General features: G+C 37.4%; 20 protein-coding genes. 18 read left to right on the forward strand and 2 right to left on the reverse strand.

The window, feature by feature from the left end:
- The first annotated feature begins 73 nt into the window (after nt 1-73).
- From GMD78_RS03980 to GMD78_RS04050, 15 genes are all read left to right on the forward strand, one after another.
- Nucleotides 74-586, forward strand: a complete 513-nt coding sequence (locus GMD78_RS03980; RefSeq protein WP_343042108.1) for a DUF4178 domain-containing protein — start codon at nt 74-76, stop codon at nt 584-586.
- Between the two features lie 66 nt (nt 587-652).
- A complete protein-coding gene (locus tag GMD78_RS03985) occupies nt 653-1,321 on the forward strand; it encodes a PspA/IM30 family protein (RefSeq protein WP_155667347.1) in 669 nt (222 codons plus the stop codon).
- Between the two features lie 74 nt (nt 1,322-1,395).
- On the forward strand, nt 1,396-2,013 hold the full coding sequence (locus GMD78_RS03990) for a DUF4247 domain-containing protein (protein ID WP_155667350.1): 618 nt from the start codon (nt 1,396-1,398) through the stop codon (nt 2,011-2,013).
- Nucleotides 2,014-2,028: 15 nt separating this feature from the next.
- Complete coding sequence (locus tag GMD78_RS03995) at nt 2,029-2,424, forward strand: DUF350 domain-containing protein (protein ID WP_155667351.1); 396 nt, start codon at nt 2,029-2,031, stop codon at nt 2,422-2,424.
- A gap of 81 nt (nt 2,425-2,505) precedes the next feature.
- A complete protein-coding gene (locus tag GMD78_RS04000; RefSeq protein ID WP_155667353.1) occupies nt 2,506-4,056 on the forward strand; it encodes a polyamine aminopropyltransferase in 1,551 nt (516 codons plus the stop codon).
- A gap of 144 nt (nt 4,057-4,200) precedes the next feature.
- Nucleotides 4,201-4,971 carry an IclR family transcriptional regulator gene (locus GMD78_RS04005; protein ID WP_155667355.1) on the forward strand — a complete coding sequence of 257 codons (771 nt, stop codon included), beginning with the start codon at nt 4,201-4,203 and terminating at the stop codon, nt 4,969-4,971.
- A gap of 405 nt (nt 4,972-5,376) precedes the next feature.
- Nucleotides 5,377-6,282, forward strand: a complete 906-nt coding sequence (locus GMD78_RS04010; protein WP_155667357.1) for a fumarylacetoacetate hydrolase family protein — start codon at nt 5,377-5,379, stop codon at nt 6,280-6,282.
- Nucleotides 6,283-6,303: 21 nt separating this feature from the next.
- A complete protein-coding gene (locus GMD78_RS04015) occupies nt 6,304-7,329 on the forward strand; it encodes an alcohol dehydrogenase catalytic domain-containing protein (protein WP_155667359.1) in 1,026 nt (341 codons plus the stop codon).
- A gap of 20 nt (nt 7,330-7,349) precedes the next feature.
- Nucleotides 7,350-8,537: an L-rhamnonate dehydratase gene (gene rhmD, locus GMD78_RS04020; protein WP_155667361.1), complete on the forward strand. Its 1,188-nt coding sequence runs from the start codon at nt 7,350-7,352 to the stop codon at nt 8,535-8,537.
- Nucleotides 8,538-8,624: 87 nt separating this feature from the next.
- Nucleotides 8,625-9,968: a GntP family permease gene (locus tag GMD78_RS04025; protein ID WP_155667363.1), complete on the forward strand. Its 1,344-nt coding sequence runs from the start codon at nt 8,625-8,627 to the stop codon at nt 9,966-9,968.
- 195 nt (nt 9,969-10,163) lie between these two features.
- Nucleotides 10,164-10,883, forward strand: coding sequence for a (Fe-S)-binding protein (locus GMD78_RS04030; RefSeq protein ID WP_155667365.1), 720 nt, complete (start codon nt 10,164-10,166; stop codon nt 10,881-10,883).
- 16 nt (nt 10,884-10,899) lie between these two features.
- On the forward strand, nt 10,900-12,339 hold the full coding sequence (locus tag GMD78_RS04035) for a LutB/LldF family L-lactate oxidation iron-sulfur protein (RefSeq protein WP_155667367.1): 1,440 nt from the start codon (nt 10,900-10,902) through the stop codon (nt 12,337-12,339).
- A complete protein-coding gene (locus GMD78_RS04040; RefSeq protein WP_155667369.1) occupies nt 12,323-13,027 on the forward strand; it encodes a LutC/YkgG family protein in 705 nt (234 codons plus the stop codon). Before GMD78_RS04035 ends, GMD78_RS04040 begins: the two co-directional genes overlap by 17 nt.
- A 260-nt stretch (nt 13,028-13,287) precedes the next feature.
- The gene (locus GMD78_RS04045) at nt 13,288-14,049 is read left to right on the forward strand and encodes a transposase (protein ID WP_155667371.1); all 762 of its coding nucleotides are present in this window, start codon (nt 13,288-13,290) and stop codon (nt 14,047-14,049) included.
- 126 nt (nt 14,050-14,175) lie between these two features.
- Nucleotides 14,176-15,414, forward strand: coding sequence for a M20/M25/M40 family metallo-hydrolase (locus GMD78_RS04050; RefSeq protein WP_155667373.1), 1,239 nt, complete (start codon nt 14,176-14,178; stop codon nt 15,412-15,414).
- Between the two features lie 44 nt (nt 15,415-15,458).
- On the opposite strand, the gene panD is transcribed toward GMD78_RS04050, so the two are convergent.
- Nucleotides 15,459-15,851: an aspartate 1-decarboxylase gene (gene panD, locus GMD78_RS04055; protein WP_155667375.1), complete on the reverse strand. Its 393-nt coding sequence runs from the start codon at nt 15,849-15,851 to the stop codon at nt 15,459-15,461.
- A gap of 285 nt (nt 15,852-16,136) precedes the next feature.
- On the opposite strand from panD, the gene GMD78_RS21815 reads away from it, so the two are divergent.
- Entirely contained in the window at nt 16,137-16,289 is a 153-nt protein-coding gene (locus GMD78_RS21815; RefSeq protein WP_343042109.1) for a hypothetical protein, read from the forward strand.
- 32 nt (nt 16,290-16,321) lie between these two features.
- Nucleotides 16,322-16,633 carry a DUF2798 domain-containing protein gene (locus tag GMD78_RS21820; protein WP_484549344.1) on the forward strand — a complete coding sequence of 104 codons (312 nt, stop codon included), beginning with the start codon at nt 16,322-16,324 and terminating at the stop codon, nt 16,631-16,633.
- A gap of 42 nt (nt 16,634-16,675) precedes the next feature.
- Here GMD78_RS21820 and GMD78_RS04065 read toward each other — a convergent pair whose 3' ends face one another.
- Entirely contained in the window at nt 16,676-18,331 is a 1,656-nt protein-coding gene (locus GMD78_RS04065) for a glycosyl hydrolase family 18 protein (protein WP_155667377.1), read from the reverse strand.
- Nucleotides 18,332-18,548: 217 nt separating this feature from the next.
- Here GMD78_RS04065 and GMD78_RS04070 point away from each other — a divergent pair, with 217 nt between their 5' ends.
- A complete protein-coding gene (locus tag GMD78_RS04070; RefSeq protein ID WP_155667379.1) occupies nt 18,549-20,267 on the forward strand; it encodes a S8 family serine peptidase in 1,719 nt (572 codons plus the stop codon).
- The last annotated feature ends 20 nt before the right edge of the window (nt 20,268-20,287 follow it).

The following is a 20,287-nucleotide window of genomic DNA, read 5'->3' on the forward strand; positions in this document are numbered from 1 at the left end:
TTGAAACTTTTCTTTTTGTGGGTACGTATTACTAGGTGTCGATTGGAATATTTTTAGTTAGTGAGGTGAAGTTGTGGGTCTGTTTTCTAAGATTTTTTCAAAGAATAAAAGTAGTGAACCAGCACCGAAAGAAAGAACTGTATTATCTATAAAGGTTGGTGACATTATCACTTATGATTTAGTTGATTACGAAGTAGTTGGAAAAATTACGTATCGAGATGGAAATTATGAGTGGTATGGGTATCAGTTACTAGAAGGACATGATACAATTTGGTTAGCAGCGGAAATGGATGATGAACTGGAACTTGGTATTTATAAAAAAGTTCAGTTGCCTGTATCCAAACCGTTTCCAAAGGAACTTACGCATGAGGGTGAGACCTATTATTTAGATGAATCTGGTATAGCTAAGATACTTGGTGAAGGTAGAAGTGCAAACTTGCAAGGAGCGGAAATGGAATACGCTGATTATGCAAACAATGATGAATCCAAATTCATCAGTTTGGAAGCTTGGGGAACTGAGGTAGAAGCAAGCTCAGGATATCCAATTGAACCATATGAGATTAAAATCATGGCAGGATCAAGGTAATCCCTATAAAGGACCTAACTGTCAGACTTATGAATATAAAAAGATAAATTTTTGAGGAGGGTAACTATGTTTAAATTTTTTAAACGTGTAAAAACAGTTGTGAGTTCAGAGTTAAATAGTGCGCTAGAAAAAGCGGAAGATCCGGTGAAAATGCTTGATCAGTACATGCGTGATATGGCAGAGGATATCCGTGAGGTGGAATCGGCAGTTGCGAAACAAATTGCCAATGAAAAAATGCTAAAGCGTAAATTGGATGATGCCAATGCTATGGTGGAAAAAAGACAAAAGCAAGCAGAACAAGCAATTGAAGCAGGAAATGATGAGCTAGCTCGTCGTGCACTTCAAGATAAAAAAGACCATGATTCAACCGCAGCATCTTTCCAGGAATCATGGGAAAGAGCTAAGAATGATTCGGAAATGCTACGCAATAAATTAGATGAAATGAAAAAAGAATATCAGGAAATGAAGCTGAAAAAAGATTCCTTAAAAGCGCGAGCTGAATCCGCAAAAACTCGTACAAAAATTAATCGTACGATGTCTTCTATTGGCAATGACGCATCCAAGCAAGGATTTGAGCGCATGGAAGAAAAAGTTATGCAATTTGAAGCGGAAGCAGAAACAAGTGATGATATGTCACAGGAAAGCCGCACTTTAGATGATGAGTTTAAGGATCTAGAGAAAGATAGTGTTGATGATGAATTAGCCGCATTAAAAGAAAAAATGAGTAAAAAGTAGGCAGGTAGCTACAGGAGCAGTCTAGTCACCTGAGACAAACAGCTGCTCCTTATCCTGTAAAGAGGGGGATTGATTTGTTTAAACGAGGGATGTTACTTATCGGGCTTTTATTCCTATTGATTCTTTTAGCTTCATGTTCATCTCGTGGGATCGACCAAGGAATGTCGTTTGCGGCTGAAGATATTCCGAATGAACCTTCGAAAGATGAAATCATAGAGACGATTAATCATTCGACTAACTATGAAATCGATGATGTAATCGAAGCTAATTTTTCGAGGATGGATGAGGTAAGTGGTGATGGTTCTAAAGCAGAAATCTATGCCACTACTCAATTTGGACTTACAGAGCTTAGTTCTGTTATTTCAAATGCTATTGAACCAAGGGAAATAAGTGAAGTGAAGGATAATCAGCAAATTTTAATTTATCCAGATCACTTTCTTACATTAAGGGAAAGTGAAGAGGACTCTGATGTACTTTTAATCGAGGTTGCAAGTGATGAGTTTGTTAGACGAAACTACTCACCGAACTTTTTAAGTACATATTTTTCTATCAGACTATTAGAGAGTATGTTAGGGACAAGTAATTGGGGCAGCAGTAACAAAGGTGGATATACAGGCATGGGAGGTTTGGGGGGTTCGTCCGGTCGTGGAAACACGACATTTAGAGGGGGAGGCCCTGGAACAGGAAAATAAAGGGAAGGTGATAAAATGGAACCATTTATCTCTACGTTAATTTATTTTGTGGTAGCAATCATTATTGTGGTAATCGGCTTAATTATTTTTGAGAACATGACTCGAAAATACAAGGACATGGAAGAAGTTAAAAATGGGAATCATGCAGTTGCATTGTCAATCGTCGGGAAGATCATTGGGATTTGTATCATTCTATCGTTTGCGATCTATAATAGCAATGTAATATACGAAACAATCATTTGGGGTGCAGTTGGTGTTGCGTTACAAATGATTGCCTATTGGATTTTCGATTTATTAACTAGAAATTTTTCCGTGGAAGAGCAACTTAAAAACAATAATATTGCAGTAGGGATTATTTCAATGGGTGTATCGATTGGATTAGCATTAGTAATCGGTGCTTCCATTACGTAACGGAATATTTCGGTTGGCGGTCAGGCTCTTGCTTGGCCGTTTATTATTATCAGGCTAGTTTTTAGGTGGAGTGGATCAAACTTGAATGAAGCAGCAATTAGACAAAGTAAAATTATTTATTGGTCATCTGGAATTGTATCGATTTGTGGAATTATATTTGAAGTATTATTTGGTGCATTAGGTTCGTACATATTAGGTGATGGGGTCAAACAGTATACGCTAACCATCTCTTTATTCTTAACAGGGATGGGGATTGGTGCTAGCTTAAGTGAAAAGTTTATGAAAAACCTAATTATCACGTTTGTGTGGATTGAGTTTGGTGTTGCTATTATTGGTGGTTTTTCTAGTTTTACGATGTTTGGAATTACAGCGTTTGCTCCTGCTGGAACCGATGCGTTTTATTTATATTTAATTACCTTATTAGTTGGTGCGTTAACAGGGGTTGAATTGCCGATTCTTATTCGTAAAGCAAATGAAATTGGTGTCACCTTAAATAAAAGCACAGCTCGGGTGTTATTTTCTGATTATTCTGGAGGCTTAATTGGTGGACTACTATTTGTATTCTTTTTCCGACCCTATTTTGGCATGGTAAAAACAGCTTTTTTAGTTGGTTGTATTAATCTAACGGTTGCCTTAATTGTGCTATGGCTATTCCGTAAAGAAATTCGGCATTTTGTGGTACATGCAGTGATTGGGGTTAGTATTGGAATCATATTAATGCTTGGGTTATTTTTTGGGGAAGCAATGGCATTTAAGTTTGAACAAAAGCTATACAAGGATCCGATAATTCATATGGAAGATAGTAACTATCAAAAAATTACCATCACGAAAGATAAAGAAGATGTTCGTCTCTTTTTAGATGGGCAGCTACAATTTAGTTCGATTGATGAGCACCGTTACCACGAAGTACTTGTCCACCCTACGATGGGGTATGCGGAAAATCCTGAGAACATATTGATCTTGGGTGGTGGAGACGGAATTGCAGCGAAGGAAGTTCTTAAATATGATGGGGTGAAGTCTATTACGCTCGTTGATTTGGATCCAGCTGTTGTTGAATTGGCTAATACTAATCGGCATTTACTTGAAGCGAATGAAGGTGCGTTGAAAAATGAAAAAGTACAGGTTGTGAACACGGATGCCTTTCAGTATTTAGAGGAAACAGATGAGTGGTTTGATGTCATTATTGTTGATTTACCTGACCCGAATAATGAAAGTTTAAACAAACTGTATACGAAGGAATTTTACTCGATGGTGCGAAATCATTTAATACCTGGAGGAGCAGTCATGATCCAGGCGACAAGCCCTGTCTTTGCGACAGAAGTGTACTGGACGATTGCAGAGACTGTTTCATCTACAGGGTTATATACGGAGCATTTCCATGTTGATGTGCCTAGCTTTGGTAATTGGGGATTTGTAATGGCAAGTAGAGAGGCGATCGATCTTGCAGAAATCGAGATCTCCGTCCCAACTAAATTTATCACTCCAGACATGCTACCTGCATTAGCAGTATTCGGGAAGGATGAAGACTCAGAAATAGTAAAGAAGAACGGGGATCTAGTAGAATTAAAGCCCAATACATTAATAGACCCACACCTAATTGAGATTTATGAGAAGGAATGGGTGAATTACTAGGGGGGTCAGGTCCCTTGTCCCAATGGGACAAGGGACCTGACCCCAAAAAACCGGGATTGACATTTTTTTGAATCCTGTTAAACTGATGGAAGTTTATAACAGCAAACTTGGTTTTATATATTAATATCTGGAGGTGAGTGAGTTTTGAGTAAACAAAAATATTGGGTTCCAGCATTAGAAAAAGCCAATTTAATACTTGAACAAATCGCTAAACATCCAAAAGAACTAAGGTTAATTGATCTATCGAATAAATTAGAGATCAACAAAAGCTCCATGTACTCTTTATTAAATACACTAGAATCCCTTGGTTGGATCCATAAGGAGAAAAGCGAAACGTATTCATTGGGTTCCGTGTTAGGTTTTATAGGGTCTAATTATTTAAATCAATTCAATATTTTGGAAGCATTTTCAAGAGAAGCTAAAAAAGCTATCGAAATAGTAGATGAACATATTCAATTAGGGAAATTAATTGGAAATGAAGTATTTTATATTGGAAGAGAGCAGGGTAGTTCTCCAGTTCGTTTGGTAACAGATCCTGGGACAAGGTATCCTTCCTATGCATCAGCAATCGGAAAAATTCAGTTAATTAATTTTAACTACGATGAATTAAGAGGAATTTTTCCAAACTATTATTTTGAACAAAAAACAGAGCATACTGTAAAAAACGTAGACCAATTATGGGAGCAAGTTCAAAAAGCGAAAATTGATGGTTATGTAGTAGAAGAACAAGAGGGTGCCGATGGTTTTTATTGTGTGGCAGCACCTATATATGATCATAGTAATAAGGTTGTGTACGGGGTTAGTTTTACTATGACTGAAACTAGTTGGCTTAAAAAAAAGAAAATTGCTAAAGAGGAAATTACAAAACTAGCTCATAAACTATCCGAGGGTAATGGGTATGTTGGGTATTCATAATTGTTTTCCAGTGAAGTATTAAAATGTACTGAGTTTTAGTACGTTAATCTAATTATTCATAAAAAAATATAATAACTCGAAAGGTCACATGTCTTCCATTAGTCGACATGTGGCTTTTTCTCTTTTCTATAAAACTAACTGTTAATTTAAATTTTGATAAATATTTGACAATTAAGATGCATATGTTAAACTATGATTAGTTCATCAAACAAAACTTAGTTTACTATAATAAACTAAGTGATTTGAAAAAGAAAACTATTATATTCTGAAAAGTAAGCTGATATAAAAACGAAAGACAAAATTATAGACCGATTGCATCTTTTTTCAGCTTATTGGAAGCGGTGTCAATCGTTTGTTTTTGTATCGATCGTTTACTGGCAAGAACAAAGTAAAAGGAGTGGCATAATGAAATTACTTACTTTTCAAGTAAACAATGAAACTAGTAAAGTCGGAATTCAAAATGGAGGAACAATATTTGACCTTTCAAAGCTTGTTGATTTATATCAACAGTCAACTATGCGTGATGTTCCATTGATAACAAATCTCGAACAATTAGTAACGTTAAATGAAGAAGTTATGCCTGTAGTACGTGATGTATTTGCTTGGGCAAAAGAAAATGAGAATGAGGTTTCCGAAGCTACATATTTGCTTGATGAAGTTACTGTTCAAGCACCTTTATCTCAACCTGGAAAAGTAGTATGTGTTGGAAACAATTACATGGATCACTGTATTGAACAAAATGTCGAACCACCTAAAAAGCCAATGATATTTTCTAAATGGGCTTCTTGTATTGTTGGACCAGGTGAAGCAATTGAATTACCTGAGGACTCCGAACAGGTTGATTATGAAGCAGAATTAGTTGTTGTGATAGGAAAGCAAGGAAAAAATATTTCTGAAGAAAATGCACTTGATTATGTATTCGGTTACACCATTATGAATGATGTTAGTGCACGTGATGTTCAATTTGAAGATGTGCAATGGGTTCGAGGTAAATCGTATGACACTTTTGCACCCCTTGGTCCGGTTATTGTAACGAAGGATGAGATTGAAGATCCACATAATCTAGATATTAAATTAGAGGTAAACGGGGAAGCATTACAGGATTCAAATACAAAGCATTTAATTTTTAATATTTCACATCTTATTTCATATTTATCAAAAGGCTTCACCTTTGAACCAGGTGACATCATTGCAACAGGAACTCCACATGGGGTAGGTGTTTTTCGTGAACCACAAGTATTTTTAAAATCTGGTGATAGATGCAAAATTGAAATCGAGAAAATTGGTGTATTAGAAAATAAAGTGAACTAGACAGCATTGGGGGAGAGTTTGATGAAAGTATTATCTTGGAATGGACCAAAACAAATTGATGTTGAGGAAAGACCTATACCACAATTAAAAGAGAATGAAGTTCTAGTAAAAGTGGATGTTGTTGGTATATGTGGGTCAGAAATCGAAGGATTTTTAGGACATAATAGTTTGCGTGTGCCACCATTAGTTATGGGACATGAATTTAGTGGCCATATTGAGGAGCTTGGTGCCGAGGTAAATAGTTTAAATATGGGGTCAAAAGTGGTAGTAAACCCACTGCTAACGTGTGGAACTTGTAAGCAATGTGTCCGTGGGAATGGGCCACTATGTGAGAATAGACAAATCATCGGTATTCATCGTTCTGGTGGCTTTGCGGAATATGTTGCAGTCCCCGCAAGTTCTATTGTAGAAGTACCAGAAAAATTTGACTCTTATGCTGCAACACTTTCAGAACCACTTGCATGTTGTTTCCGAGCAGTTAGAAGAGCAATGGCACAGCATACGGTTCCAAATGTGTTGATATATGGAGCTGGTGCAATTGGTTTATTAAGCTCATTTGTTGCGAAAGAAATAGGAGCTAATAACATTATTGTTGCTGATATTAATGAGGATCGATTACAAACATTAAGCGATATTGGGATCGAGCATGCACTGAATAATGGTAATCCTGATTTTGAGGAGAAACTTGAAGGAATTGTTGGTAACAAAGGGGTTGATGTCGTAATTGATGCGGTTGGCTTTCTACCGACAAGATCTCAATCTGCTAAACTAGTTAATCCAGGTGGAGTAATTATGAATATAGGGTTAGGTATTGATGAGACTCCAGTACCGATTAACCATTTTATCCGTAGTGAAATTACCGTTTTAGGTTCATTCTGTTACTCAAGGCAAGACTTCTGGGATGCTGTGCAACTTCTTGTTGAATCGAAGGTAACACCAGATGGTTGGACAGAAGTTCGCACTTTAGAAGAAGGTCAACAGTCGTTTATGGAGTTAATCGAAGGAAAAGTGAAAAATAGTAAAATTTTTCTTGACTTAAAGAAGTAAGAGTTTGAGGAGGAAAAAAGATGAGTGTAACTGGACATAAAATAAAAGCTATCCGTGCATATGTCGTAGGTGGTGGCGGTGGGGACTACCATGACCAAGGACAAGAACACTGGATTGTTAATCAGATTGCAACACCAATGAGTATTTATCCAGAATATAGGCAAACACGAACAAGTTTTGGGATTAATGCATTAAAAACATTAGTAGTAGAGGTTGAATCCAATCATGGTGAGATTGGTGTTGGGATTTCAACTGGTGGGTATCCCGCTGCATGGATTGTAATGAATCATTTGGATCGATTTATTGTTGACCAGCCTGTTGAAAATGTAGAAAAAATGTGGGATCAAATGTACCGTGCAACTATGTATTATGGTCGCAAAGGTGTTGTAATGAATGCAATATCTGCAGTTGATTTAGCATTGTGGGATTTACTTGGAAAAGTAAGACAGGAACCTGTTTATGCAATGATTGGTGGAAAAGTTCGTGAAGAGATATCTTGCTATGCAACGGGGCCGCGTCCTAATTTAGCAAAGGAAATGGGCTTTATCGGTGGCAAGCTTCCATTAGTATATGGTCCTGCAGATGGAGAAGAAGGATTACGTAAAAATATAGAACATGCTGCTGAGATGCGTAATCGAGTAGGCGATGACTTCTGGCTCATGTGGGATTGCTGGATGGCGCTTGACTTACCATACGCACAAAAGTTGATGGAAAAATCATCTGAGTTAGGTTTTAAGTGGATTGAGGAATGTTTCAATCCAGATGATTATTGGGCATATCGTGATCTGAAAAAACGGGCACCAAATAATATGATGGTAACTGGTGGGGAGCATGAAGCAACTCGTTATGGTTTTCGTATGTTAATGGAGTTTAGTGACCTAGACATTATTCAACCAGATGTTGGTTGGTGTGGTGGTTTAACGGAACTAATAAAAATTGGTAACTTAGCTGAGAGCTATGGAAAATATGTTATTCCTCACGGTAGTGGCGTGTATAGCTATCACTATGTCATTACGAAAACGAATAGTCCGTTTGCTGAATATCTAGTGATGAGTCCGAATGCTGATAAAGTGGTTCCACAGTATTATCCGTTATTAGAAGGGGAAGTTATTCCAGAAAATGGAAAAGTGAAATTAGATGACCGTCCAGGGTTTGGAGTTACTTTATCAAAAGATGCTAATTTGACTCAAGTTTATAAAGAAAAATAAAGGGGTTAACCAATAAAATACATGGCAGATTTGAAGTGTTAGCCTTTCGTCTGCCATGTAAATAGATCAAAGGGAGAGGGAAAAGTTATGGGTCAAGATACGTTATTACTTATTTATTTAGGTATATCCCTAGTCATTATGCTAGGTCTTGTTGTAAAGTTTAAAATAAATGTAGCTATTTCACTTGTGATGGCGAGTTTATTTATGGGACTTGCATCCGGGCTAGGTTTACTTGGTACATTAGATGGAATATCACAGGGATTTGGTGGATTAATGACAGATCTTGGTATTCCTATTGGCTTAGGGGTGATTCTAGGTAAGCTTATTTCGGATTCAGGAGGAGCGTACTCGATTGCAGAGGCAATATTAAAACGAACGAATGAAAAGTGGGCATTATATTCCTTAGGGATTGCATCATTTGTACTTGCAATACCGGTATTTTTCGATGTAGCATTTATTATTTTAGTTCCTTTAGCAATCCAATTAGGAAATAAAATTAATAAACCACTACCATACGCAGTAGGGGCTATCATTATTGGGGCAGCAATAGCACATACATTGGTTCCCCCAACACCTAATCCATTGGCAGCAGCTGGGATTTTAGATTTTGATTTAGGTATTATGATTGTAGTAGGTGTTATTGTAGGTTTATTAGGTACGTTATGTACTGTAAAAATATATTTTATGATATTAGATAAAGGCTTCTGGAATAAGGATACGGATGAGGATGCAACAATGGAGAATCCATATGGTACAATGGATATCCCAGAAAATCGTCCATCGGCATTTTTATCGATAATTCCTATCGTACTGCCAAGTATTCTAATTTTATTCGGATCTTTTGGTAACGTTTTCTTTGACGAAAATCCTGCAATTATAACATTTCTAAGTGATCGTATTGTTGCATTACTAGCAGGTACAATTGTTGCATACTTTGTAGCTGCAAAAGCGTTAAATAAAAATAAACGTGATTTATCATCTTCTGAAGCGATGCAGGCAGCGGGTATTGTACTACTAATTACAGGTGCAGGTGGTTCATTCGGTACTATTATTAAAAGTACTGGGATTGACCAAGCGATTTTAAATATTTTTGTAAGTGATGCACATTCCACAATTAGTGTACTATTAGTAGCATTCTTTATGGGTGTTTTATTTAGAACGATAACAGGCTCTGGAACAGTAGCTGGTATAACTACTATGACTATTATGGCAGGTGTTTCCGCTGGCGTTGACGTTCATCCAGTATGGGTAGCCATGGCTTCATTATCTGGTGGATTAATGTTAGGACATGTGAATGATAGTGGATTCTGGATTTCAACTAAGATAGCAGGTTTAAGTGTTAAAGGTGGATTAAAAACCTATACAACAAGTGAAGCAATCGCCGGATTTGTAGTCATCATTATTACCATTATCGGAGCTCATATTTTTTAGGGTATTTTTTAGGGGACAGGTCCCTTGTCCCATTTGTATAATAGAGTCATAGATTTTCCCTTGATGGATTAGCTTCAACTTGCTTTCATCAAGGGAATAAGAGTTTTGGACTTGAATTAGGGGTTGAAGTAATTTGGGGTCAGGTCCTTTGTCCCGTTGGGACAAGGGACCTGACCCCAAGAGGAGGGATGCGGAATGAAGGTTTCGTTGTTCATTACGTGTTTATGTGATATTTTTTCAACTAATGTCGGGAAAGATACGGTGGAGATTTTGGAGCGTGTCGGTTGTGAAGTGGATTTTCCGGAGCTACAAACCTGCTGTGGGCAACCAGCTTATAATAGTGGGTATTTGAAAGATTCAAAAGAAGCGATGAAACAAATGATGCGGGCTTTTAGGGACTCTGAATATGTTGTTGGTCCATCAGGGTCTTGTGTTGGAATGTTACGTGAATATCCTGAAGTATTCGCTGGGGATCCTGACTGGGAAGAACCTGCTAAGGAATTGGCTGCAAAATCGTATGAGTTAACTCAGTTTCTAGTAGATGTAATCGGCGTGGTTGATATTGGGTCCACATTTAAAGGTAGAGTGACATATCACCCATCGTGCCACATGACGCGAATTCTAGGAGTAAAGGATGCACCGAAGGCATTACTTCAACAGGTTAAAGGTGTTGAGTTAGTTGAGTTACCAATAGCTGAGGATTGTTGTGGGTTCGGAGGGACATTTGCCGTTAAACATGCAGCTATTTCGGAACAGATGGTCAGTGAAAAATCACAGCATGTTTCGGAAACTAATGCTGAATTTTTGGTCGGTGGTGACATGGGTTGTTTACTTAACATAGGTGGTAGGATGGCTCGTGAGGGTAAGAAGGTAGAGGTCATGCACATCACAGGGATTTTAAATTATCGCCAATAAAATGGAGGGATAGGAAATGAGTATAAAGATCGGAAATGCTCCATTTGAAAGTCGTGTGCAAGATGGCATAAAAAATGACTTTATGCGCAAGGCTGTATCCTCCGCACAAGGTCGCTTTCGAAGTGGTCGATTAGTGGCTGCAGAAGAGTTAGGTAATTGGGAAGAATGGCGTACCTTAGGAGAAGAAATTCGAAGTCACACATTAGAAAATCTCGATTATTACTTAGAGCAGCTTAGTGATGAAGTCTCCAAACGAGGTGGAAATGTCTTTTTTGCACAAACTGCAGAAGAGGCAAATGAGTATATTAAGGAAGTTGTTAAGAAGAAAGAAGCGAAGAAAATTGTTAAGTCCAAATCGATGGTAACCGAAGAAATTGGCTTAAATCATGCCCTAGAAGAAGTGGGAAGTGAAGTTATTGAAACTGATTTAGGGGAATGGATCTTACAGTTAGATGAAGATCCACCATCCCATATCGTAACACCGGCACTTCACAAGGATAAAGGTCAAATTCGCGAGACCTTTGCTGTGAAAAAAGGTTATGATAAATCGGATCGCCCAGAGGAGCTCGCATTATTTGCACGGGAACAGTTACGGCAAGAATTCCTACAAGCGGATGTAGGGATCACTGGTTGCAATTTTGCGGTAGCGGAATCGGGTGCGATAACGTTAGTAACGAATGAGGGAAATGCTAGACTTGCAACAGCATTACCAGATACACAGATTTCCGTAATGGGGATGGAAAGGATTGTCCCGACATGGGAAGAACTGGAGGTCATGGTTAGCTTATTGACAAGAGCTGCAGTTGGTCAAAAATTAACGAGCTATGTTACTTCGCTTACGGGAACTAGGTTGGAGGACGAGGTGGATGGACCTGAGGAATTCCATTTAGTTATCTTGGATAATGGACGTTCGAAGATTTTGGGTACTGAGTTTCAAGCTGCTCTACACTGCATCCGTTGTGCTTCATGTATTAATGTTTGTCCAGTTTATCGTCATGTTGGCGGGCATGCGTATGGATCGATTTATCCTGGCCCAATTGGAGCTGTCCTTTCACCACTATTGGATGGATATGATGATCACAAAGAATTACCGTATGCATCTTCATTATGTGGTGCTTGCACCGAAGCGTGTCCGGTAAAAATTCCGTTACATGAAATGTTAATTCGACATCGTCAAATTATTGTGGAGCGGGAGAATAAGGCACCGAAAACAGAGAAGATGATGATGAAGGGGTATGCAAAATGGGCATCGAGTCCAGCAGCGTATAAGATGAGTACAAAAGTCGCTCGCCCAGCATTAAAACTCTGGACGAAAGATGAGTCTATTTCAAGTGGACCTGGGCCTTTGAAGGGCTGGACGGATTCCCGTAATTTCCCTGCACCGAGCAAGCAATCCTTCCGAGCTTGGTATAAGGAACGACAAAAAGGGGGGAGTTATAATGGGAATCCAAAATAGAGAATCATTTTTAAATAATGTTGCTGAAAATCTTGGCCGTGAACGTCGAACACAAGATGTAAAGCGTCCTGAGTGGAGCGTGAATCCGCAGTGGGATGTGTACCGTGATTTTTCTCAGGATGAGCTTGTTGACGTATTAGAAAAACAGTGCGAAGTGATCCATACCGATTTTAAGCGCACAAATAAAGAGAATTTGGTAAACGTTCTTGCAGAAACGATTGAAGGTTTTGATGGAAACTCAATTGTGGCTGCGAATGATGAACGAAATGTATCGTATGGGTTAGTTGGCTTATTTGATAAGTTACACCAGGATGGCAAGGAAGTTCATATATGGGATCCGAATTTTGGGAATAAGAACCGTGAATTTGCGGAACGTGCAGATGTTGGCATTACATTTAGTGATATTACGTTAGCGGAATCAGGTACAGTGACATTGTTTAATAATAAAAACAATGGAAGATCGATTAGTTTATTGCCTAGGACCTATATTGCCATCATACCTAAACGTACGATTGTTCCACGAATGACGCAAGCAACAAAGCAAATACATGAAGCAAATCAAGAAGGACATAACGTTTCATCCTGTATCAGTTTTATCACAGGACCAAGTAATAGCGCAGATATCGAAATGAAATTAATCGTCGGAGTTCACGGACCAGTCAACGTTTGTTATGTAGTGGTTGAGTGATGAGTGGGGTCAGGTCCCTTGTCCCACTCCGACCCATTTTGAAAATAATTAAAAATTGATTAATAGACTATTATTGGTAGTACAATTTGTGATTCTTCCTCTGAATCACAAATTATTATTTAATTTTCTAACTGCTTATTATTACAAAATCTAATTTTACGAGCGAAAGGCATCTTTGACAGGAGTTTCTATATAGATTATGTTATATAAAAACTATACAGGTGGGACAGCGGACCCGACCCCAAATTGAGGTGAGTTATATGTCAAGGAAGCCAAGGGTGAAAAGCTATAGTGGTATCTATCATATTATGATGAGAGGGATTAATAGACAAACTATTTTTGAAGATGATCAGGACAAAATAAGGTTTATAGAAACGGTTAAAAGGTTTAAAAACATAAGTAACTTTCATATTTATGGTTATTGTTTGATGGATAATCACATCCATCTATTAATAAAAGAGAATGACGAAGCGCTATCAAAAGCTGTTCAAAGGATTAGTGCAAGCTATGTCTATTGGTATAATAATAGATATGACCGCTCAGGATCTCTATTTCAAGGTAGGTATAAAAGTGAACCAGTAGATTCGCTTTCCTACTTTTTAAAAGTAATAAGGTACATACATCAAAATCCTTTGAAGGCTGGTTTAGCATCAAATGTATTTGAATGTAAATGGACAAGTGTCAATGAATATTTTAATAGATCTACCTTCTTAGATATTGAATTTGCCCTCCATCAATTTTCCCCAGATAGAAAACAAGCAATTCAAATGTACACAGATTATATGCACGCTCCAAATGATGATGAATGCTTAGACGATCAAATAATGGTAAAGTCCTCAGATGATAATGTGAAAAAATACCTTTCCGAAATTGGATTTCCTCACAGTAGTGAACTTCAAAAGATAGACAAGAATAAAAGAAATGAAATTATTTTAGAACTAAAAAGCTTAAAAGGAGTAACAACTAGACAATTATCAAGAATTACTGGTATATCCAAAAGTGTGATTGATAGAGTGCGTTAAAGCGTGTATATTTGGGACAAAGGGTCTGACCCCGAAAGAAACTGGGACAGTGGACCTGACCCCAAACAACCGCCTGAATCGGACTGGGACAAGGGACCTGACCCCAAATAACAAAGGAGGAAGTCGATGGGGAATTCAAGTGTTAGTAGTACATATCAAAGGTTAATGGATAATCAAATGATTCGGGAGACGTTGGTGTTTATTGAATCGGATCATGATAGAACGGTGGCGGAACAAATTGCGATCACGGAAATTGAGGCACCACCATTTAAAGAGAAGACACGTGCGGAGGATTTTAAGAAACGATTAGAGGATTTAGGTCTTTCTGATGTTCGTATGGATGATGAAGGGAATGTATATGGAATTAGATACGGGACAGGAAAAGGTCCAAAAGTCTTCATCTCAGCTCATTTAGACACCGTCTTCCCTGAAGGAACGGATGTGAGCGTGACTGAAAAGGATGGGATTTTGTACGCGCCAGGTATCAGTGATGATACCAGAGGATTAGCAGAATTATTAGGGGTTATACGAGCGGTTAATCACGCTAATTTACCAACGGTTGGTGATATTATTTTTGGTGGAACAGTGGGAGAGGAAGGAGCAGGAGATTTGCGAGGGGTGAAGGCATTTTTCCATGAAAACAAGGATATTGATGGTTTCATTTCTATAGATGCTCCAGGAGCAGATAGCATTGTTTACTTAGGTACAGGGAGTTATCGTTATACGATTACACTTAAGGGGGATGGTGGGCATAGTTTCAGTGACTTTGGTATTCCAAGTGCAACCCATGCGCTAGGTAGAGCTATATCCGCCATTTCAGATATTCAAACCAAAGTAGATCCAAAAACAACATTTACCGTAGGAGAGGTTTGGGGTGGAACCTCGGTAAATGCGATCGCAGAAGAAGCGGGAATGACTGTTGACCTAAGATCGAATGATCAGACCGAGTTAGACAAACTAGAGGAACAGTTTTTGCAAATAGTACGCAAAGCCGCTGAGTTAGAAAATACAAGATGGGATAGCAATACGATAACAGTGGATATCGATAAATTTGGAAATCGCCCACCGGCAAGTCAACCCAAAGATGCACCAATTGTTCAAGCTGCCTATGGAGCCATTGAACAAGTTGTTGGCCAGCCATCACTAGCAGGTGCAGTGAGTACAGATGCTAATTATCCAATGAGTTTAGGGATTCCATCTGTCACTTTAGGGTTAGGTGGAAAAGCTGGTTCTGCTCATACCCTTAATGAATGGTATGATCCGACTGGGGCTTTTATTGGCGTGCAAAAGAATTTTCTGGCTTTAATTGGGTTAGTTGGAATAGAGGGGATTTCGGAACCTTTATTAGAAAAGCGAGTGAAATGAGAGGAAAAAGAAATGCCAGCTGATATGTTCAGCTGGCATTTTTGCTACTGTTTTACACCTTCTGGCCAATGTAGATCATGTTCCTCCACTTTGGTTATATTGTTTTCTTCATCTACAAAAACCACTTTTGGACGTAGTGTTTCAATTTCTTCCTCCGACATTTGGGCCATACTTAGAATAATGACAAGATCTCCTGGTGAAAACAAGTGGGCAGGGGGGCCGTTTAAGCAAATTCTTTTGGAACCTTCTGGAGCAGGTATGGCATATGTTTTCCATCTTGTGGCATTTTTTAAATTAGTTATTTGAACCATTTCATACGGTTTAATATCAGCCTCCTTCATTAATTTTTGATCAATTGTAATACTACCAACATAATCGAGCTCTGCTTCGGTTACAGTTGCTCTATGAATTTTCCCTTTGCACATTAAACGTTGCATGTTGTTAATCCTCCTAATTCCTTTACACTAAATTCACTGATATAAATGATATGAGTTGGATGATTATCTTATGAATGTTACTTATTTGGCAGATAAGGAATTTTCTTATGCTGCGTCGAGATTATTGATATTTACTGATAAAAATGAAGCTTGAAATCTATTAAAAAATAGTGGTACTATGTATAAATCAGTGTGTAGAGATATTGGTTATGTTTATTGACCAAAAATATATGTCTCATGAGATACGTCTGCCATCTGAAATTTTATTATATGGAGTTGACGGATATGCATGAGGAAACAAGGTTGCCTAGAAACGGAAAAGAATTTGTATTGTTTTTAGCTATTATTTCAATCCTTTCAGTAAACATTATTGCCCCTATTGTTACAGGTTTTGAATTAGGATTTAGTAGAGAAGTTTATATTAATACATTTCAATAATTCCATTTATATGGCTCTGTGTCATTTTATTGGTGACGCTTGTTGCGAACCCAATCGTTAGTAAATTGGTACCCAAGTTCGTTGGACCAAACGATGGATTTAATGCAAAAGTATTATTCACGATACTGTTTAACGTAACTATCTTATCTATTTTACTAACAGTGATTGGATCTTGGATTGGCATGGGAGAAATTAGTATGGAGCCAGTCCAATCATTCTTTTATTCTTGGCCACGTAACTTTTTCATTGCTTTTTGGGTTGAACTATTAATTGCCCAGCCAATAGCGCGATTTGCAATGAAGAAATTACACGAAAGTCAGGCAAGAAAAACAGTTAAAAATTAGGGGTCAGGTCCCTTGTCCCATTTGGGACAAGGGACCTGACCCTTATTTAGTTACATATTTACTACTTACATAGCCAGTCTTTTTACCATATTCAATCTTATACCATGATCCTTGTTGTCCTATAATTTTAATTTTTTGATTTTTCTTTACGGTACCAATTACTTTTGATTTTGTTGTGTTTTGCTGTCTTACATTTAGAACGGAAGCCCTTACTTTCCCATTTTTAGCTTTAAACGTATTAGCTACTGTTTTAGTAAGTTTGTAACTTTGAGTTAGTTTCGTTTGCTGTTTATTTGAGTTTACAGCACTAATGTTAAATTTGTAGTTTCCATTTTTAAATTTAGAAGCATTCCATTGAATAGAGTGTGTTCCAGATTTTGTATTTACATTATTTCTTAACGTACTTACTACTTTCCCAGAACTATTAGCTACTTTAATGGTTATTTTTGATGGTTGGTTCACATGGTAAGTAAACTTAACCGTATGGTTTTTCTTGTTGTAAGATGTTTTTACTTTTTTGAGTACAGGCTTTTTAACGGCTGTTGGTTTAATAGGAACAGGTTTTGTTTCTTGTACTGGTTTCTCCTCAATAATTTCTTGTAATGGAGTAGTAATTGGGTTTGGTGCTGAAACAATACCACCATTTAAAGCTTGGTTTAGCTCACTCCAAATCCCTGCCTGTTCTTGTCCTAAGCTCCAGCTTCCCATTCCTTTTAAGTTATACTTATGAATTAGACCAACTTTATATTTTAACGACGTTGCATTTTCATACCAAATCGTATAGTTTCCTGGTGCAAGTGTACGGTTACCAACGACTGTTTTAGGGTCGGATTCTTTAATTGTAAACTTAGCTACTGCTGATTGTGAGATTTGGTCCATGGTTACTGTTCCATTATAACGAGTCACAATTTCATCAATACGATTATTAGATATTCCAATTCCACCGTGTGGCTGTCCATCTACCCAATAACGACCAAAAAAGGGTACGCCTAAAACAATTTTCTCTGGTGGAGCATGCTTTAGTATAGCTTGTACGGTTTTCTCCACCCATGGAAAGCTAGCTACAGGTCCAACTGGTCCCCATTCATACGACTCATCATATGCCATAACCATTAAATAGTCTGCATACTTTGCTAATTTTACATAATCATAGGAACCATGCCACCCTTTTGTCCAGTTGTTTGGGTTGGCTGCTACTGCAACAGATACTTCTTTATCTAGTGGAATTTTTTCCCGTAAAAGACGAACGAAATCTGTATAAGCATCCTTGTCTACCTCGGTTACATTTTCAATATCTACATTAACTCCATCAAGATTATACTGTTTAATTGAATCGGCTATTTGAGTCGATAGCTGCTCTCTATTTTGTAATGCAACACGACCGATGGTTCTATTCCAATGATTACTCAGGAACGGTACAACTTTTATCCCTCTATTATGCATTTCATTAATAAATTTCGAATCTAGTTGATAGGTTAATTTCAGTGTTCCATCACTATTTAAATCAAAATAGCTTGGAGATACAACATTTAATGAACCATTAGTTTTATCTACATTTCTAATGAATGTGTCTGTGCTACCGAAGTAAATATATGACATATTAAAATTACTTGAGCTTGCACTGACATTTTGGTTGTAGTTTGGAAGAAAACTATATACTAATAATAATGATAGAAAAACCTTGAACATTTTTCTCATTTCATTTTTCCTCTCAATATAAGTTGTGAGATTGCTAGATTGTTATGAAAATGAATAAATTAGCAACCGGTAAATTGATTATAATTGGCAAATCAAGAATTGAATAGCCGATAAATATTACCAAATAGTTTTCCTAAATTATCCACTATACAAAACGATAAAAATAACTATAATTAATCTAAATCTATTTTTTCTAAAGGGGAAAGTGAAGGAATTGATGAAAAAACAATGGTTTAAAGCTATTATACTTGCTATTTGTTTTGCCCTAATTTTTCCTTTTAGTTTACCGCAACAAATAAGTGCGTCTAATCTATCAGAGGAAAAAGTAATTATTCTATTTGAGAAAAACATTGATAAAAATGCAGTAGCGAATGCGAAGGGAAAAGTAAATAAAGAATTTAACCATATTCCAGCAGTTAGTATGTCCGTTAGTCCACTGGCGTTGAAAGGATTGAAGAACAATCCCAATGTACGTTTAATTGAAGAAGATCAAAAAATTGAGGTTAAGGGCCAAGTACTAGATTGGGGTATTGAAAAAACAGCGACGGTAACCGCATGGCGATCTGGATTAACTGGTAAAGGTGTAAAGATTGCAGTAGTGGATACAGGAATTGCTGCTCATGAAGATTTATCGATTGCAGGGGGTATTTCTGTTGTTAATTATACACCCTCTTATAGTGATGATCATGGACATGGTACACATGTCGCTGGCATTATTGGTGCCCAAAATAATGAATTAGGTATAGTTGGTACTGCTCCAGACAGTGACATTTTTGCTGTTAAAGCTCTTGATTACAATGGATCCGGTTACTTATCTGATATTATTGCAGGTATTGATTGGTCGATTTCTAACCAGATGGATATTATAAATTTAAGTCTAGGAACCTCACAGGATTCTGTTGTCTTAAAACAAGCTATCGATCAAGCGTATCAAAAAGGAATACTAGTTATTTCAGCTGCAGGAAATTCAGGTAATAAGGATGGTAGTGGAGATACAGTTAATTTTCCTGCTAAATACCCGACATCAATTGCAGTAGCTGCAGTTGATTCCAATAATCAAAGAGGTTTATTTTCATCCACAGGAGAAGCAGTAGAAATAAGTGCCCCTGGTGTAAACGTAGTAAGTACGTATTTAGGAAACCAGTATATACGAATGAACGGAACATCGATGGCCGCGCCTTTTGTATCTGGAATCATTGCACTGTATTTGCAGGAAAATCCGCATGCAACAATTCAAGATGTTCGAAGTCAATTACAAACGAATGTTATTGACTTAGGAGTAGAGGGTAGAGATTCATTTTATGGGTATGGTCTGATTCAAGCTCCACAAATGAAAGTAGTACCAGTTGGCGATGAAATAGTTACCGAGCCAAGTCAACCGGAAATAATTGAACAAGCTCCAAATGAGGAAAAAATAATCCCTTTACCACCAGCTAAGCTTTCAAATCCTAGTAATTTTAAATCGAAGAAAACGAAGGCAACTACAGTAGAGCTAGGATGGAATAAAGTATCAGGTGCCAAGAAGTATGAAGTAAAAAGAAATGGTAAGGTAATCTATAGAGGAACAAAGACTCGTTTCGTAGATAAAAAGTTAAAAAGAAATAAAGTTTATACGTATGAAATAATAGCCATTAAAGATTCAGTGAAAAGTAACCCTACGAAGCTCCGTGTAAAAACGTTAAAAATAGATCAACCTACAAGCTTTAAATCAACATCTACCAAAGCAACAACTGTTGGCTTGGATTGGAATAAAGTATCAGGTGCCAAGAAGTATGAAGTAAAAAGAAATGGTAAGGTAATCTATAGAGGAACAAAGACTCGTTTCGTAGATAAAAAACTGAAGAAGAACAAAACCTATAAATATGAAGTCAGAGCAATCAACACATCAGGTAAAAGTAAACCCACAACACTGAAGGTAAAGACGAAGAAAAAGTAATTTGGGGTCAGGTCCCTTGT

This window comes from Ornithinibacillus caprae (genome assembly GCF_009728145.1).
GTDB classification, from domain to species: Bacteria; Bacillota; Bacilli; order Bacillales; family Amphibacillaceae; genus Ornithinibacillus; species Ornithinibacillus caprae.

Excerpts from the sequence above, each read along its gene's own strand:
- GMD78_RS03985 (WP_155667347.1), top strand. The coding sequence starts at position 653 with ATGTTTAAATTTTTTAAACGTGTAAAAACAGTTGTGAGTTCAGAGTTA.
- GMD78_RS03995 (WP_155667351.1), top strand. The coding sequence starts at position 2,029 with ATGGAACCATTTATCTCTACGTTAATTTATTTTGTGGTAGCAATCATT.
- GMD78_RS04010 (WP_155667357.1), top strand. The coding sequence starts at position 5,377 with ATGAAATTACTTACTTTTCAAGTAAACAATGAAACTAGTAAAGTCGGA.
- GMD78_RS04015 (WP_155667359.1), top strand. The coding sequence starts at position 6,304 with ATGAAAGTATTATCTTGGAATGGACCAAAACAAATTGATGTTGAGGAA.
- rhmD (WP_155667361.1), top strand. The coding sequence starts at position 7,350 with ATGAGTGTAACTGGACATAAAATAAAAGCTATCCGTGCATATGTCGTA.
- GMD78_RS04025 (WP_155667363.1), top strand. The coding sequence starts at position 8,625 with ATGGGTCAAGATACGTTATTACTTATTTATTTAGGTATATCCCTAGTC.
- GMD78_RS04030 (WP_155667365.1), top strand. The coding sequence starts at position 10,164 with ATGAAGGTTTCGTTGTTCATTACGTGTTTATGTGATATTTTTTCAACT.
- GMD78_RS04035 (WP_155667367.1), top strand. The coding sequence starts at position 10,900 with ATGAGTATAAAGATCGGAAATGCTCCATTTGAAAGTCGTGTGCAAGAT.
- GMD78_RS04040 (WP_155667369.1), top strand. The coding sequence starts at position 12,323 with ATGGGAATCCAAAATAGAGAATCATTTTTAAATAATGTTGCTGAAAAT.
- GMD78_RS04045 (WP_155667371.1), top strand. The coding sequence starts at position 13,288 with ATGTCAAGGAAGCCAAGGGTGAAAAGCTATAGTGGTATCTATCATATT.
- GMD78_RS04050 (WP_155667373.1), top strand. The coding sequence starts at position 14,176 with ATGGGGAATTCAAGTGTTAGTAGTACATATCAAAGGTTAATGGATAAT.
- panD (WP_155667375.1), bottom strand. The coding sequence starts at position 15,851 with ATGCAACGTTTAATGTGCAAAGGGAAAATTCATAGAGCAACTGTAACC.
- GMD78_RS21815 (WP_343042109.1), top strand. The coding sequence starts at position 16,137 with ATGCATGAGGAAACAAGGTTGCCTAGAAACGGAAAAGAATTTGTATTG.
- GMD78_RS04065 (WP_155667377.1), bottom strand. The coding sequence starts at position 18,331 with ATGAGAAAAATGTTCAAGGTTTTTCTATCATTATTATTAGTATATAGT.
- GMD78_RS04070 (WP_155667379.1), top strand. The coding sequence starts at position 18,549 with ATGAAAAAACAATGGTTTAAAGCTATTATACTTGCTATTTGTTTTGCC.